The organism is Thauera sp. WH-1 (genome assembly GCF_047806685.1).
In the GTDB taxonomy this organism is placed as follows: Bacteria; Pseudomonadota; Gammaproteobacteria; order Burkholderiales; family Rhodocyclaceae; genus Thauera.
Genome location: NZ_JBLQGP010000016.1, coordinates 23089 through 38234 on the forward strand (window position 1 = coordinate 23089; position 15146 = coordinate 38234).

The 15146-nt window shown below is 68.7% G+C and carries 10 protein-coding genes and 1 pseudogene; 5 read left to right on the plus strand and 6 right to left on the minus strand.

Going from position 1 to position 15146, the window contains the following annotated elements:
• Nucleotides 1-204: 204 nt before the first annotated feature.
• Nucleotides 205-2379, minus strand: coding sequence for a catalase/peroxidase HPI (gene katG, locus ACMV5O_RS15225; protein ID WP_416164251.1), 2175 nt, complete (start codon nucleotides 2377-2379; stop codon nucleotides 205-207).
• 411 nt (nucleotides 2380-2790) lie between these two features.
• Here katG and ACMV5O_RS15230 point away from each other — a divergent pair, with 411 nt between their 5' ends.
• Nucleotides 2791-3969 (plus strand): MFS transporter, encoded by a 1179-nt coding sequence (locus ACMV5O_RS15230; protein WP_324540221.1) that lies wholly within the window; start codon nucleotides 2791-2793, stop codon nucleotides 3967-3969.
• A gap of 10 nt (nucleotides 3970-3979) precedes the next feature.
• Here ACMV5O_RS15230 and ACMV5O_RS15235 read toward each other — a convergent pair whose 3' ends face one another.
• Nucleotides 3980-7330, minus strand: a complete 3351-nt coding sequence (locus ACMV5O_RS15235; RefSeq protein ID WP_416164252.1) for an error-prone DNA polymerase — start codon at nucleotides 7328-7330, stop codon at nucleotides 3980-3982.
• 204 nt (nucleotides 7331-7534) lie between these two features.
• On the opposite strand from ACMV5O_RS15235, the gene ACMV5O_RS15240 reads away from it, so the two are divergent.
• The 4 genes from ACMV5O_RS15240 to gltX all read left to right on the plus strand — a co-directional run bounded on the left by ACMV5O_RS15240 (nucleotide 7535) and on the right by gltX (nucleotide 11735).
• Nucleotides 7535-8506, plus strand: a complete 972-nt coding sequence (locus ACMV5O_RS15240; RefSeq protein WP_416164253.1) for an ABC transporter substrate-binding protein — start codon at nucleotides 7535-7537, stop codon at nucleotides 8504-8506.
• Between the two features lie 69 nt (nucleotides 8507-8575).
• Nucleotides 8576-9466 carry an ABC transporter permease gene (locus ACMV5O_RS15245; protein ID WP_416164254.1) on the plus strand — a complete coding sequence of 297 codons (891 nt, stop codon included), beginning with the start codon at nucleotides 8576-8578 and terminating at the stop codon, nucleotides 9464-9466.
• A gap of 1 nt (nucleotide 9467) precedes the next feature.
• Entirely contained in the window at nucleotides 9468-10262 is a 795-nt protein-coding gene (locus ACMV5O_RS15250) for an ABC transporter ATP-binding protein (RefSeq protein WP_416164255.1), read from the plus strand.
• Between the two features lie 66 nt (nucleotides 10263-10328).
• Nucleotides 10329-11735, plus strand: coding sequence for a glutamate--tRNA ligase (gene gltX / locus ACMV5O_RS15255; protein WP_416164256.1), 1407 nt, complete (start codon nucleotides 10329-10331; stop codon nucleotides 11733-11735).
• A gap of 36 nt (nucleotides 11736-11771) precedes the next feature.
• On the opposite strand, the gene ACMV5O_RS15260 is transcribed toward gltX, so the two are convergent.
• The 4 genes and pseudogenes from ACMV5O_RS15260 to ACMV5O_RS15275 all read right to left on the minus strand — a co-directional run bounded on the left by ACMV5O_RS15260 (nucleotide 11772) and on the right by ACMV5O_RS15275 (nucleotide 15093).
• Nucleotides 11772-12725: an HPP family protein gene (locus tag ACMV5O_RS15260; RefSeq protein WP_416164257.1), complete on the minus strand. Its 954-nt coding sequence runs from the start codon at nucleotides 12723-12725 to the stop codon at nucleotides 11772-11774.
• Nucleotides 12726-12778: 53 nt separating this feature from the next.
• A complete protein-coding gene (locus ACMV5O_RS15265; protein ID WP_416164258.1) occupies nucleotides 12779-14314 on the minus strand; it encodes a type IV pili methyl-accepting chemotaxis transducer N-terminal domain-containing protein in 1536 nt (511 codons plus the stop codon).
• A gap of 36 nt (nucleotides 14315-14350) precedes the next feature.
• Nucleotides 14351-14470: pseudogene (locus ACMV5O_RS15270) on the minus strand (cytochrome D1 domain-containing protein); the annotation flags it as partial.
• A gap of 182 nt (nucleotides 14471-14652) precedes the next feature.
• Nucleotides 14653-15093 carry a phasin family protein gene (locus ACMV5O_RS15275; RefSeq protein WP_416164259.1) on the minus strand — a complete coding sequence of 147 codons (441 nt, stop codon included), beginning with the start codon at nucleotides 15091-15093 and terminating at the stop codon, nucleotides 14653-14655.
• Between the last annotated feature and the right edge of the window lie 53 nt (nucleotides 15094-15146).

Here is a 15146-nt window from a genome sequence, read left to right on the forward strand (position 1 = left end):
AACCCGGCGCGTGGCCAAATGATCCCGCCTGCGGTGCTGATCTGGGTGGGTGAGAAATACTTCGGCGCCATGCTGGCGGAGGCCGGCAAGGATCACTAGCAGGCGCCGAAGCAGGGGCCCCATTGGGCTCGATGGCATGACACGATCCGCGCTCCGCCCGCGGCATGCTTGCGCACGCGGCGGGCGGATAGGGCCCGGAGGACCTCAGGCCAGATCGAAGCGGTCGGCGTTCATGACCTTCGTCCACGCGGCGACGAAGTCGCGCACGAACTTCTCCTTGTTGTCGTCCTGCGCATAGACCTCGGCGTAGGCGCGCAGGATGGAGTTGGAGCCGAACACCAGATCGACGCGGGTTGCCGTCCACTTGGTGACGCCGGACTTGCGATCGACGATGGCGTAGCTGTTGCGCCCGGTCGGCTTCCAGCTGAAGGCCATGTCGGTCAGATTGACGAAGAAGTCGTTGGTGAGCGCGCCGACGCGATCGGTGAACACGCCGTGTTGGCTGCCGCCGTGATTGGCGCCGAGCACGCGCAGGCCGCCGATCAGCACGGTCATCTCGGGCGCGGTCAGGCCGAGCAACTGGGCGCGGTCGAGCAGCATCTCCTCGGGCTGGACCACGTAGTCCTTCTTCTGCCAGTTGCGGAAGCCGTCATGCAGCGGCTCGAGCACCTCGAAGGACTCGACGTCGGTCTGCGCCTGGCTGGCATCGCCACGACCCGGGGCAAACGGGACGTCGACATTGAAGCCGGCGGCCTTGATCGCCTGCTCCAGGCCGACGTTGCCGCCGAGCACGATCACGTCGGCCACGCTGGCGCCGGACTCCGCAGCGATCTTCTCGTACGCCGCCAGCACCCTGGACAGACGCGCCGGCTCGTTGCCTTCCCAGTCCTTCTGCGGGGCGAGCCGGATGCGCGCACCGTTGGCACCACCGCGGTAGTCCGAGCCGCGGAAGGTGCGCGCACTGTCCCAGGCGGTGGCAACCATGTCGCCAACCGACAGGCCGGCGGCGGCGATCTTCGCCTTCACCGCGGCGACGTCGTAGTTCTTGTTGCCGGCCGGCGTCGGGTCCTGCCAGATCAGGTCTTCAGAAGGCACGTCGGGGCCGATGTAGCGCGCCTTCGGGCCCATGTCGCGGTGGGTCAGCTTGAACCAGGCGCGGGCAAAGGCGTCCTCGAAGGCGGCCTGGTCGTTGCGGAAGCGTTCGGCGATCTTGCGATATTCGGGGTCGAAGCGCATCGCCATGTCGGCGTCGGTCATGATCGGCTTGCGGCGGATCGACGGGTCTTCCACGTCGACCGGCATGTCTTCCTCGGCGATGTTGACCGGCTCCCACTGCCAGGCGCCGGCGGGCGACTTCTGCAGCCACCAGTCGTGCTTGAACAGCATGTCGAAGTAGCCGTTGTCCCACTTCGTCGGATGGGAGGTCCATGCGCCTTCGATGCCGCTGGTCACGGCGTCGCGGCCGATGCCACGGGTGGTGTGGTTCATCCAGCCCAGGCCCTGCTCCTCGATCTCGGCGCCTTCCGGGGCCGGGCCGAGGTTGGCCGCGCTGCCATTGCCGTGCGTCTTGCCGACGGTGTGGCCGCCGGCGGTGAGCGCCACGGTCTCCTCGTCGTTCATCGCCATGCGGGCGAAGGTCACGCGTACGTCATGGGCGGTCTTGATCGGGTCGGGCTTGCCGTCGACGCCTTCCGGGTTCACGTAGATCAGGCCCATCATCACCGCGGCGAGCGGGTTCTCCAGGTCGCGTTCACCCGAATAGCGGCTACCCTCGCTGCCGCTGGGGGCCAGCCACTCCTTCTCGGCACCCCAGTAGGTGTCCTTCTCGGGGTGCCAGATGTCCTCGCGGCCGAAGCCGAAGCCGAAGGTCTTGAAGCCCATCGACTCGTAGGCCATGTTGCCGGCGAGGATGATGAGGTCGGCCCAGCTGATCTTGTTGCCGTACTTCTTCTTGATCGGCCACAGCAGGCGGCGCGCCTTGTCGAGGTTGCCGTTGTCGGGCCAGGAGTTGATCGGCGCGAAGCGCTGGTTGCCGGTGCCGCCGCCGCCGCGGCCGTCGGCCACGCGGTAGGTGCCGGCGGCGTGCCAGGCCATGCGGATCATCAGGCCGCCATAGTGGCCCCAGTCGGCCGGCCACCATTCCTGGCTGTCTGTCATCAGCGCCTTGAGGTCCTTCTTGAGCGCGTCGACGTCCAGCTTCTTGAGCTCTTCGCGATAGTTGAAGTCCGGTCCCAGCGGATTGGTCTTGGTGTCGTGCTGGTGGAGGATGTCGAGGTTCAGGGCCTTCGGCCACCATTCCATGACTGAATTGCCCGCCGCCGTGTTGCCGCCGTGCATGACCGGGCACTTGCCGGCGCTTGAGGTGTTGTCCGCACTCATTTGCATCTCCTTGGTTGGCTGTATTGGCTCAGGAACGACAACTTCGTGATCGACCGGCAAAGCTGACTTTCGCCGCTCCAGCAAGGGCTGCCCGGAAGCATCGCCCGGCCCTGTCTTCGCTGCTCACATCTGCAGGTTAGCAAAACAACGGCATCTGCGAGTCAATGAGCATCATTGTGCCGACCTATGAGTTAATGCTGCGACGCACAATGAAAGCTATTCTAGACGCAGCCCGCTATGGTCGCAGGCTTGGACCGACCTGACCCGAGCTCAAATTGAGGCCCGCTGGTGCACGTTACCGGCTAAAAAAGAAGAGAAGACGGGCGGCGAATGGTTCCGCCTGCCGCGCAAGGCTGGGGTGAGCGGTCAATTACAGGTACATTTCCCATCCTTTAAAACAAGCATTTCCTTATGAAGAAGAACCTCTGGCTGCTGGCCATTGCCCAGGGCCTGTTCCTGACGAACAACGTGGTCTTCATCGCGATCAACGGCCTGGTGGGGCTGGCGCTCGCGCCCGCGGCCTGGATGGCAACCCTGCCGGTGATGGGCTACGTGGTGGGCGGGGCACTGTCGACCGGGCTGGTGGCGCGCACGCAGCGGCAATGGGGGCGCAAGGTCTCGTTCCAGCTCGGCCTGGCGGTGGCCTTCGCGACCGCGCTGCTGTGCGCCTTCGCGCTGTCGATCGGCAGCTTCTGGCTGTTGGTGGCGGGTACGGTGATCGCGGGCTACTACAGCGCCAACGGCCAGCTCTACCGCTTTGCCGCCGGCGAACTGGCGCCGCCTGCCTTCCGCGAGAAGGCGGTGTCGCTGGTGCTGGCGGGCGGCCTGATCGGCGCGGTGGTCGGCCCCAACCTGGCCAATCACACTCGCGAGGCGATGGGGGCGCCCTTCATGGGTTCCTACCTGGCGCTGGCGGTGGTGGCCCTGGTGTCGATGGCGGTCATGGCCGGCATCGCGTTTCCGCCCGAGCCCGGGAAGAAGGCCGGAGCGGGCGGTGGTCGCCCGCTCGCCGAGATCATGCGCCAGCCGGTGTTCATCGTGTCCACCCTCGGTGCGGCCCTGGGCTATGGGGTGATGAACCTGTTGATGGCGGCCACGCCGCTGGCGATGGACGTGTGCGGCATGCCTTTCTCGGACGCCGCGCTGGTGCTCGAGTGGCACGTGATCGGCATGTTCGCGCCGGGCTTCTTCACCGGGCACCTGATCAAGCGCTTCGGCGTGCTGCAGGTCATGGGGGTGGGCGTGGCGCTCAACCTGGCCTGCATCGGGGTCGCGCTGTCGGGTCAGGACCTGCACCAGTTCCTGATCGGGCTGTTCCTGCTCGGCGTGGGCTGGAACTTCCTCTTCACCGGCAGCACCACGCTGGCGATGCAGGCCTATCGGCCGGAAGAGAAGGACAAGGCGCAGGCGGCGATCAACTTCGCGGTGTTCGCGGTGATGGCGCTGACCTCGTTCGCCTCCGGTGCGCTGGTGACCACGCAAGGCTGGACCTGGCTCAACGTCGGCTCGCTGGTCCCGGTGGGGCTGACCGGTGTCGCGCTGATCTGGCTGGCGCTGCGGCAGCGGCGCGAGGCGATGCAGCAGGGGTGATCGCGGGCCTTCAGTGAAAGTCCCGGCTGCTGGCCTCGAGCGTGCCCAGCAGCGCGGAGTGGTCGACCACCCGGCTCGCCACCAGATGCACGACGCGCCCCTGGCGGCTGATCTGGCCGAACACGCCCAGCAGCCGCGCGCCGAGCAGGATGCGGCGCTGCTGCTCGAAGAGTTCGGCGCGGACGATGACGTTGGTGAGCCCGGTTTCGTCTTCCAGGGTGACGAACAGCGTGCCCTTGGCGGTGCCGGGGCGCTGGCGGCAAGTGACCAGGCCGGCGCCGCGGGCGAGCATGCGGTCGGCGGCGAGGGCGATGTCGGCCGCGGTGAGAAAGCGCAGGCGGGCGAGCTGCTCGCGCACGAATGACAGCGGGTGGCGGCCGAGGGTGAAGCCGAGACGGGCGTAATCGGCCAGCAGATCCTCGGCCTCGGCCGGTGCCGCCAGGGTGGCGGCGACGTCGCCGCCGGGGGCGCCGGCGAGCAGGCCGGGCAGGGGCGCGGCGCCGCTCGCCTGCCACAGGGCCTGGCGGCGATGGCCGGCGAGGGTGACGAGGGCGCCGCCGGCGGCGAGCGTGCGCAGGTCACCGGCGTCCAGCCGGGCACGGGCGGCGAGCTCCTGGGTGTCGGCAAAGGCGCGCTCGGCGCGGGCGGCGACGATGCGCGCGGCGGCGTCCCGGGCGAGGCCACGGATCAGGCGCAGGCCGAGGCGCACAGCGGGCTGCGAGGTGGCAGGCTCCAGGGTGCAATCCCATTCGCTCCGGGTGACGTCCGCCGCGCGCACCTCGACGCCGTGGCGGCGCGCATCCTGGATCAGTTGCGAAGGCGAATAGAAGCCCATCGGCTGGCTGTTGAGCAGGGCGGCGAGAAAGGCTGCAGGCTCGAAGCACTTCAACCAGGCCGAGGCATAGACCAGCAGCGCAAAGCTGGCGGCGTGGGATTCGGGAAAGCCGTAGCTGCCGAAGCCTTCGATCTGCTGGCACAGGCGCTGGGCGAAGTCGGGGTCGTAGCGGTTCTTCGCCAGCCCGGCGAGCAGCTTTTCGCGGTAGCGCTCGAGCTCGCCCGGGCGTCGCCAGGCGCCCATCGCGCGGCGCAACTGGTCGGCCTCGCCGCCGCTGAAATCGGCCGCCACCACGGCGAGCTGCATCACCTGTTCCTGGAAGATCGGCACCCCCAGCGTGCGCGCCAGCACGCCGCGGATCTCCTCGCGCAGCCCGTCCATCGGATCCTCGCCGCGCGCGGCGCGCTCGCGCGCCTGCAGGTAGGGGTGGACCATGCCGCCCTGGATCGGCCCGGGGCGCACGATGGCGACTTCCACCACGAGGTCGTAGAAGCGGCGCGGTTTCAAGCGCGGCAGCATGGTCATCTGGGCGCGCGATTCGACCTGGAACACGCCGACCGAGTCCGCCCGCGACAGCATCTCGTACACCTCGGGTCGCTCGCGCGGGATCGTCGCCAGCGTCAGCGGTCGCTCGCGCCAGGCCGATACCAGTGCCAGCCCGCGGCGCAGCGCCGACAGCATGCCGAGCGCGAGCACGTCGATCTTCATCAGGCCGACGGCGTCGAGGTCGTCCTTGTCCCACTGGATCACGGTGCGCTCGGCCATGGCGGCGTTCTCGACCGGCACCAGCTCGTCGAGCCGGCCACGGGCGATGACGAAGCCGCCGACGTGCTGCGACAGGTGGCGCGGAAAGCCGATGAGTTCCTCGGTGAGTGCGACCAGGCGCCGGGTGACCGGGCTGGCGGAGTCGAGCCCGGCCTCCATCAGGCGTTCGGGCTGGATGCGGCGGCCGTCGAACCAGTGGTGCGCGCGCGTCAGGCGCTCGACCAGCGCTTCGTCCAGGCCGAGTGCGCGGCCGACGTCGCGCAGCGCGCTGCGCGCGCGGTAGCTGATCACGGTGGCGGCCAGCGCGGCGCGCTCGCGGCCGTACTTGCGGTAGATGTACTGGATGACTTCCTCGCGGCGGTCGTGCTCGAAGTCGACGTCGATGTCGGGCGGCTCGTTGCGCTCGCGCGAGATGAAGCGCTCGACCAGCATGATGCCGAGCTGCGGATCGACCTCGGTGATGCCGAGCGCCCAGCACACCACCGAGTTCGCCGCCGAGCCGCGGCCCTGGCACAGGATGCCGGCCTCGCGGGCGAAGCGGACGATGTCGTGCACGGTGAGGAAGTAGGGCTCGTAGCCGAGCTCGGCGATCAGCGCCAGCTCGTGTTCGATTTGCGCGCGCACCGGCGGTGGTGCGGGGTCCTCGGCCGGTCGTGGCGGGGTGGCGGTGGAGGCGGGGCGGGCGATGCGCGGCGGTGTGGTTTGCCTGCCCGCAGGCGCGGAAGGGGGCGCGCAGGGGGCCTTTGCATCCTTGCCGTAGCGCCATGCCAGCCCGCCCTCGACCAGCCGGCGCAGCCAGCGCGCCGGGGTTTCGCCGTCGGGGACGAGTTCGGCGGGGTATTCGTAGCGCAGCTCGTCGAGGCTGAAGCTGCAGCGTTCGGCGACCGCCAGGGTTTCGGCGAGCAGGGCGGGCGGATAGCGGCGGGCGAGGGTGTCGCGGTCGTGCAGGCGCTGCTCGGCATTGGCGGCCAGCGCCAGCCCGGCTTCGGCCACGCTGCAGTGCAGGCGCAGCGCGGTCATCACGTCGGCCAGTGGGCGGCGCTCGCGGGCGTGCATCAGCGCGCCGCTGGCGGCCACCGCCGGGATGCCGGCGCTGCGGGCGATGCGGCGCAGCAGGGTGATGCGCGCGCGGTCGCGGCCGTCGAGCCGCACCGTCACCGCCATCCAGGCGCGGCCGGGATAACGCTGCGCCAGCCAGACCGCGTCGGCTTCGAGAGCTTGGTGGGCGGGGGAGGCTTGGGGGCCTTCAGGGGCTGTGCTGGCGGCGTCGAGGGGGGGGTCGAGCGCGGTGAGGGGTGGGTGTCCCGAGGGTGGGAAGGCGGCGGCGGGGAAGGCCGGGGGAGGAAAGGCGGCGGGTGGCACCAGCAAGGCGAGACAGTCGCGCTGCGCGCCGGCGCTGCAGGCCGCATCGAGCATGGCCCGCGTGAGCTGGTACGTCCCCTTGACTGCGGCACGCCGGGCCTGGGTGATGAGGCGCGACAGCTGGCCGTAGCCGGCGCGCGTCGTCGCCAGCAGCACGATGCAGGGGCCGTCGGTGAGCTGCAGCTCGCTGCCGATGATCAGCCGCGGGCGGTGCTCGCCAGGCAGGGCCTGCAGGGCGCGGTGGGCGCGTACCACGCCCGCGAGCGAGCACTCGTCGGTGAGGGCGATTGCGGCATAGCCGAAGGCCGCCGCCTGCGCGACGAGCTCCTCGGGGTGCGAGGCGCCACGCTGGAAGCTGAAGTTGCTGAGGCAATGGAGTTCGGCATACGCTGGAATCACTTTGGAACTGTAAAAAAATACAGTCTTTGATGCAAGCGGATGCCGGTGGCGCGGCTCGTCCTGCGCGCGGCAGGCTTCGCTGGCCTTGTCGGTTTCTGTCGCGAAAAACGCTTGCCCTCGGTACACTTGCGCGTTTTCGCCTGCGCCGCGGCAGGCTGCGTTTGCTGACCATTTCAGGCCGACAGGGCCGCCAAGGAGTTTTTCATGCGCTTCAAGATCACCCGCAATGCCTTGTTCGGCGCGCTGGCGCTGGCTTTTGCGATGACCGCCCCGGCCCATGCCCAGCAGAAGTCCGTCGCCATCACCGCCATCGTCGAGCACCCGGCGCTGGACGCCGTGCGCGATGGCGTCAAGCAGGGCCTGGCCGAGGCCGGCTTCGAGGAGGGCAGCAACCTCAAGTGGCAGTACCAGAGCGCGCAAGGCAATACCGGCACGGCGGCGCAGATCGCGCGCAAGTTCGTCGGCGACCGGGTCGATGTGATCGTGGCCATCGCCACGCCTTCGGCCCAGGCGGTGGCGGCGGCCACGAAGACCATCCCGCTGGTGTACTCCGCGGTGACCGACCCGGTCGCGGCCAAGCTCGTGCCCGCGCTCACCGCCTCGGGCAGCAACATCACCGGCGTGTCCGATGCGCTCGAGCTCGACAAGCAGATCGAGCTGATCAAGCGCGTGACGCCCGAGGCCAAGCGCGTCGGCATGGTGTTCAACCCGGGCGAGGCCAACTCGGTGGTGGTGCTCGAGCACATGCGCAGCCTGCTGCCCAAGCACGGCATGAGCCTGGTCGAGGCGGCGGCGCCGCGTTCGGTCGACGTCGGCTCGGCCGCGCGCAGCCTGATCGGAAAGGTCGACGTCTTCTATACCAGCACCGACAACAACGTGGTGTCGGCCTACGAGGCCCTGGTCAAGGTCGGCATGGATGCGAAGATTCCGCTGGTGGCCGCCGACACCGACAGCGTCAAGCGCGGCGCGGTGGCAGCCTACGGCATGGACTACAAGGCGCTGGGCGTGCAGACCGGCCAGATCGTGGCGCGCATCCTCAACGGCGAGAAGCCCGGCGACATCGCCTCCGAGACCAGCAACACGCTCGAGCTGTATGTGAACCCGGCGGCGGCCCAGCGCCAGGGCATCAGCTTGTCCGAGGATCTCGTCAAGGACGCGGCCCAGGTCGTCGAGTAAGCCGCCGGCGCACCGGCGCGGGGCGCCCGTCGCGGGTGCCCCACTGTCTTCCCTCATCGGTCATTGCTCATGTCGCTCTACACCTTGCTCGGGGCGCTGGAGATCGGTCTGATCTTCAGCCTGGTCGCCCTCGGTGTGTACATCTCCTTTCGCCTGCTGCGCTTTCCCGACCTGACCGTCGATGGCAGCTTTCCGCTCGGTGGCGCCGTCGCCGCGACCATGATCGCCTCCGGCTCCGACCCCTTCACCGCCACCATCGCGGCGACGGTCGCGGGGGCGGTCGCCGGCATGATCACCGGCTGGCTCAACGTGCGCCTCAAGATCATGGACCTGCTCGCCAGCATCCTGATGATGATCGCGCTGTACTCGATCAACCTGCGCATCATGGGCAAGCCCAATGTGCCGCTGATCATGGAGCCGACGGTGTTCAACCTGCTGCAGCCCGAGGCGCTGGTCGATTACGTCTTCCGGCCGCTGCTGCTGGTGCTGATCGTGATCGTGGTCAAGCTCGGCCTCGACGCCTATTTCTCCACCCAGACCGGGCTCGCCATCCGCGCCACCGGCTCCAACGCGCGCATGGCGCGCGCACAGGGCGTCAATACCGGGCTGGCGGTGCTCGCCGGCATGGCGCTGTCGAACGCGCTGGTCGGCCTGGCGGGCGCGCTGTTCGCGCAGACCCAGGGCGGGGCGGACATCTCGATGGGCGTGGGCACCATCGTCATCGGCCTCGCGGCGGTGATCGTCGGCGAGAGCCTGCTGCCCTCGCGCAAGCTCTACCTGGCGACGATCGCGGTCATCGTCGGCGCCATCGTCTATCGCTTCTTCATCGCCGTGGCGCTCAATTCCGACTTCATCGGCCTGCAGGCGCAGGACCTCAACCTCGTCACCGCCGTGCTGGTGACGGTCGCGCTGGTGGTGCCCAGGCTACGCGCCCACTGGTCCGGGAGGAAAGGAAACTGACATGCTCAAGGCAACCGACCTGCATCTGACCTTCAACCCCGGCACGCCGATCGAGACCCAGGCCCTGCGCGGCATGTCGCTCGAGATCCCGACCGGGCAGTTCGTCACCGTGATCGGCTCCAACGGCGCCGGCAAGTCGACCTTCCTCAATGCCGTGTCCGGCGAGCAGCGGGTCGACAGCGGCACGATCGAGATCGACGGCATCGATATGACCCGCCAGCCGGTGTGGGCGCGTGCGCGCCACGTCGCGCGCGTGTTCCAGGACCCGCTCGCCGGCACCTGCGAGGACCTGACGATCGAGGAGAACATGGCGCTCGCCAAGATGCGCGGCGAGCGGCGCGGCTTCTCGTTTGCGGTCAAGCCGGCGCTGCGCGAGGAGTTCCGCGCCCAGCTGGCGACCCTGGGCCTGGGCCTGGAGAACCGCCTGTCCGACCGCATCGGCCTGCTCTCGGGCGGCCAGCGCCAGGCGGTGAGCCTGCTGATGGCTGCGCTGCAGCCCTCGCGCCTGCTGCTGCTCGACGAGCACACCGCGGCGCTCGACCCGCGCACCGCGGCCTTCGTGCTCGAGCTCACGGTGCGCATCGTCGCCGAGCACAAGCTCACCACGATGATGGTGACGCACTCGATGCGCCAGGCGCTCGACGTCGGCCAGCGCACGGTGATGCTGCACCAGGGCCGGGTCGTGCTGGATGTGTCCGGCACCGAGCGCGAAGGCCTCGACGTGCATCACCTGCTCGAGATGTTCGAGAAGGTGCGCGGCGAGGAGGTCGACGACGACAAGCTGTTGCTGAGCTGAGCTCAGCCCCGGCGCCTCGACCCGAGATAACACTGCATTCAATCGACCCAGAACCGACTTAGAACGATGACTTCAGCATCCCGCCCCATCCGTACCCGCTTCGCCCCCAGCCCCACCGGCTACCTGCACATCGGTGGCGCCCGCACCGCGCTGTTCTCGTGGGCCTTCGCCCGTCGCCACGGCGGCGCCTTCATCCTGCGCATCGAGGATACCGACGTCGCTCGCTCCACGCCCGAGGCGGTGCAGGCCATCCTCGACGGCATGCACTGGCTGGGCCTGGAGCACGACGAAGGCCCGTTCTATCAGATGCAGCGCATGGACCGGTACAAGGAGGTCATCCGGCAGATGCTGGCTGCCGGCACCGCGTATCACTGCTACATGTCGCCCGAAGAGCTCGACCGCATCCGCGAGGAGCAGCGCGCGCGCGGTGAGAAGCCGCGCTACGACGGCCGCTGGCGGCCCGAGGCGGGCAAGGTCCTGCCGCCGCCGCCCGAAGGCGTGCAGCCGGTGGTGCGCTTCCGTAACCCGACCGAGGGTGTGGTGGCGTGGGACGATCTGGTCAAGGGCCGCATCGAGATCGGCAATGCGGAGCTCGACGACTTCATCATCGCCCGCGCCGATGGCACGCCGACCTACAACTTCTGCGTGGTGGTCGATGACTGGGACATGGGCATCACCCATGTCATCCGCGGCGACGACCATGTCAATAACACCCCGCGCCAGATCAACGTGCTGCGCGCGCTCGGTGCCGAGGTGCCGCTGTACGCCCACCTGTCGATGATCCTCGGTGACGACGGCACCAAGCTCTCCAAGCGCCACGGCGCGGTGAGCGTGATGCAGTACGACGACGACGGCTACCTGCCCGAGGCGGTGATCAACTACCTCGCGCGCCTGGGCTGGAGCCATGGCGACGACGAGATCTTCAGCCGCCAGCAGTTCGTCGAGTGGTTCGACCTCGACCACATCACGCCCTCGGCGGCGCAGTTCAACACCGAGAAGCTCAACTGGCTCAACGCGCAGTACATCAAGAAGGCCGACGATCGCTTGCTGGCGGCCGAGGTGGCCAACCGCCTGGCGCGCCGTGGCGTGAATCCCGAAACCGGGGTGGCGCTGGAGGCGGTGGTGGCGCTGTACAAGGACCGGGTCGCCAACCTCAATGAGCTGGCCGACTCGGCGGCGCTCTTCGTCGCCGACGTCCATCCTGCGCCGGAGGTCATCGGCCAGCACCTGACCGAGACCGCGCGTGCGGCCCTTGCCAGCCTGCGCGGCCGGCTCGCCGAGGTCGCGTGGGAGAGGGCGGCGCTGAGCCAGGCGATCAAGGACACCATGGCCGAGCACGGATTGAAGATGCCTCAGGTGGCGATTCCGCTGCGGGTGGCGGTGCTCGGCGTGCCGCAGACGCCGTCGATCGACGCCGTGCTCGAGGTGCTCGGCCGCGATCGCGTCCTGGCACGACTCGATCGTCAGCTCTGAAGCCTCACTGCCTGGGCCAAGCGGCCTGGGCCCGCCTCACGATGGCTTGCGTCGGGGGCGGAACTCGCTCCCCACCCAGCGTGCGAACTCGAGCCGGGTGCAGCTCCCGGTGCGATTCAAGCCCTTCCCGGCGACCACCCGGTAGATGACGATGTCCTGGTCCGGATTGGCCGAGCGGTGCTCGTCGATGATCTGGCGTACCGACCATTGCTGGCCGGGGCGGTCATTGCAGTAGAAGTGTCCGGCCTTCACCTGGGGCAGCAGGCTGTCGGCGTTGCGCTGCGCGATCGACATCGCGTGGTGGATCACCTGGCGCAATTCTTCCGGACTGACGTCGATGACGACATTGAGCTCGTCCATGGCCTCGCGCACCTGATCGTCGCTGGGCCGGGGGTAGCCGGCGCCGCCACGGCCCGGCGGCAGCGGCGCGTAGTGCGTCAGGCTGGCCGGGTAGCGCCGCCACGGAAAGGGGTAGTTGAAGAGGGCCGCGGCAGCGGCCAGGATCAGGCAGTTCAGCCCGACCGGGTAGAGCGCGTAGGCAAAGCCCAGTTCGTGGATCGCCGGGCCGCCGACCACGGCGGCGAGCGCGGTCGCGCCCCCCGGCGGATGGATGCAGCGCGCCAGGTGCATGACGCCGATCGCGCCCCCCACCGCCGCCGCGCCCGCCAGGGTCGGCTCGCGGATCACGAGCTGGCACAGCACGCCCACGAGCGCCGACAACATGTTGCCGGCAAGCAGCGGCCAGGGCTGGGCGAACTGGCTGTGTGGCGCGGCGAACACGATCACCGCGGCCGCGCCGAGCGAGGGCACGACGAAGACCGCCGCCTCGGTGCCGAGCATGGCCTGGGTGACCGCCACCACGAGCGCGATGCCGAGCAGGCCGCCCACGCTCGCCACCCAGGGCTCGCCGCCGTGCTGGCCGCGGTGGGGAATGCCGAGCAGCTCGCGGACATGCTCAAGGCCGTGCTTCAGGGTTGATTTCGATGACATTGACGTTCAGGTGCCTGTATCCATGCGCCAGCCCCGGCCCGGGTCGTGGCGCCTCACTTGCTCAGCCTTTCGTAGAGCTTGACGGTCGTGTCGACATAGCGCAGCAGGCGGTCGCCCTCGGCGAGCAGCAGGCGGGCGTGTCGGGTTCTGTTCAGATGGGACGGGTCGGGCTCGAGCGCGCGGCGGAATTTTTCCCACTGCTGGCCGACCTCGTCGAGCTGGGCGACGAGTTCCGCGAGCCGGCGGCCACTGTGGCGCAGTTCGTCAAGATTGGCCTCGAACTCGGCAATCGAGGCGGCGATCTGCTCGTCGACCCAACTGCGGGCGTCGACCAGCTCGCGAAAGAGGTACAGCTTGCCGATGCGCTGCGACAGCATGCGGTTTCTGCCTGCGACGTTGACGTAGCGCGCGTCCGGCGTACCGGCGCAGTGTTCGGCCGCGCCGGTCAGGCGGTCTGCGGCCTCGAGCAGCGCTTCGCTCTGGCGCAGGAGGCTCGCGCTGTCCGCCGCGGAGACGCCGCCGGCAAACAGGGCCTGGCGGTAGGCGGGCCAGGCCTGGAGCACGGCCGCCAGGGGTTCGTGCAGGGCGGCCTCGAGCGGCAGCCCGCGCAGGCGTGCCAGCATGCGCTCGAACTCGCTGTCGAACTGACGCAGGCTGACGCTCGCATCGGCGGGCGAGATCGACCAGGCGAGCCGGGCCCAGGCAATCGCCAGTCGCTGCGACAGAAACCGCAGCCGACCGCAGAGATTGATGAGCGCACCGGGGGCGGGTTGGCCAGCCGTGTTCGCGGCATCGCGTCGCGACTTGCGCGCGAACTTCAGACGGTGGGCGGAGTCGCCCAGTCCGGTATCGAGCAGGGCGGCGTGCTGGATATGGAAGTTGCGCTTGTCGACCATCAGCACGCCCTGGTCGATCAACTGGCGCAGGCTGCGCGAGAAGGCCTCGGGCGTGAGGCCCACCTGCGAGGCGATCACCTTCTTGGTGGCCTTGAGCGTGACGGTGGTCTCACCGGCCAGCGCGTTGCGGTCGCCTGCCTGTGCGAGGAGGTAGTCGAGGATGCGCTGGGCGCCGGTGGTGCTGCGATGATGTCCGCGGCTGTCGGTTTCGACCGCAACCTGGCGGCGGGCCAGGGTCTCGATCAGGTTCGCGCTCAGCGCGGGCTCCGCGGCCATCATCGCACGCAGCACCCGCAGGTCGATGGCGACGAGGATGCAGCGCGTGCTGCTCTCGCACGATGACTGGTAGTGCGTGGCGCTGAAGGTTTCACCCAGGTTGAGCAGCTGCGGGGTTTGCACGACCTCGATGACCTTGCGGCCAGCGTCCTCGAGGGGCAGGAAACGCACGACGCTGCCACTGCACAGCAGCCAGGCCTCGCGTACCGGCTCACCGGCGCGATACAGCATGGCGTGGCTCGAAAGCTCGAGCAGGCGCCCGGCGCGCTCGAGCCCGTCGAGGCGTTCGGGCGAGAGTCCAAAAAAGATGGCACAGCGGGACAGGAAGTCCCGTTGTGCCCAAGTACCGCGTCGTAACCGTGTGTTCAAGAGAGTCAGGCCCTTCGTCCGTCGTCCGACCGGCGGTGCCGGCACCATGCCGGTCGGACGCTGTGCCCTCCGGGCCCCTCGATTTTAAGGGACGTCGTGCTGGGTGTTATAGACGTTGAACTTGCCGGTCGGTGTGATCAGGCGCGGATCGCGGATCACCACCTTGAGCTTGCGCGTCCTGTCGTCGACCACGACGATGACCGACTCCTGGTGCGCACTCTTGCAGGCTGACGGATAGCCGCGTTGATCGGCATCAAGAATCGTGAAGCCTCAGTCGATCCGCGGGCTCTGTGCCGATGGATGCTTGATGATCATCAAGCATCCCGCTCGGGGGCAAGAAAAAGCCCCGGTCGGGCCGGGGCTTTTCTGGCTGCGAGCGGGGGCGATCAGGCCGCCTTGCGCTGGCGCGGGCTGCTCGTCTCGGGTGCGGCGATGATGTCGAGCGGGTTGACCATGGTCAGCTTGCCGGCCTCGTCGAACAGCGACTGGAAGGAGCGCTGCAGGTCAGCGAACTGGCGCGCGCCAACATCGGCGACGTCGTTCTGGGTTTGCACGTACAGTTCGCCGACGCCGCGCAGGTAGTCGGTGAGGTGCTCGAAGCCCTTGCTCTGCGAGGCGGACTGCCTGGCCAGCGTGTCCTGCGGATCCTTGAGGTCGATCTGCGCGGCGCTGCTGGAGGCCAGTTCACACAGCGTGCGGGCGGTGTCGAGGTTGAGGGCGAGAAGCTTCTCGGAGGCGTCGATGGCGATCTGGGCGTAGGCCTGCAGGTGCGCGATGCTGGTGTTGGCCGTTGCGGCGAATCTTGCGGTGGTGGAATAGGTGCTCATGGCGATCTCCGGAAGCGAGGTACTGGAAAACCTCAAGCTGTAAATGCTAGCGA

Coding starts and splice junctions, on each gene's coding strand:
- katG (WP_416164251.1), bottom strand. CDS start 2,379: ATGAGTGCGGACAACACCTCAAGCGCCGGCAAGTGCCCGGTCATGCAC.
- ACMV5O_RS15230 (WP_324540221.1), top strand. CDS start 2,791: ATGAAGAAGAACCTCTGGCTGCTGGCCATTGCCCAGGGCCTGTTCCTG.
- ACMV5O_RS15240 (WP_416164253.1), top strand. CDS start 7,535: ATGCGCTTCAAGATCACCCGCAATGCCTTGTTCGGCGCGCTGGCGCTG.
- ACMV5O_RS15245 (WP_416164254.1), top strand. CDS start 8,576: ATGTCGCTCTACACCTTGCTCGGGGCGCTGGAGATCGGTCTGATCTTC.
- ACMV5O_RS15250 (WP_416164255.1), top strand. CDS start 9,468: ATGCTCAAGGCAACCGACCTGCATCTGACCTTCAACCCCGGCACGCCG.
- gltX (WP_416164256.1), top strand. CDS start 10,329: ATGACTTCAGCATCCCGCCCCATCCGTACCCGCTTCGCCCCCAGCCCC.
- ACMV5O_RS15260 (WP_416164257.1), bottom strand. CDS start 12,725: ATGTCATCGAAATCAACCCTGAAGCACGGCCTTGAGCATGTCCGCGAG.
- ACMV5O_RS15265 (WP_416164258.1), bottom strand. CDS start 14,314: ATGGTGCCGGCACCGCCGGTCGGACGACGGACGAAGGGCCTGACTCTC.
- ACMV5O_RS15275 (WP_416164259.1), bottom strand. CDS start 15,093: ATGAGCACCTATTCCACCACCGCAAGATTCGCCGCAACGGCCAACACC.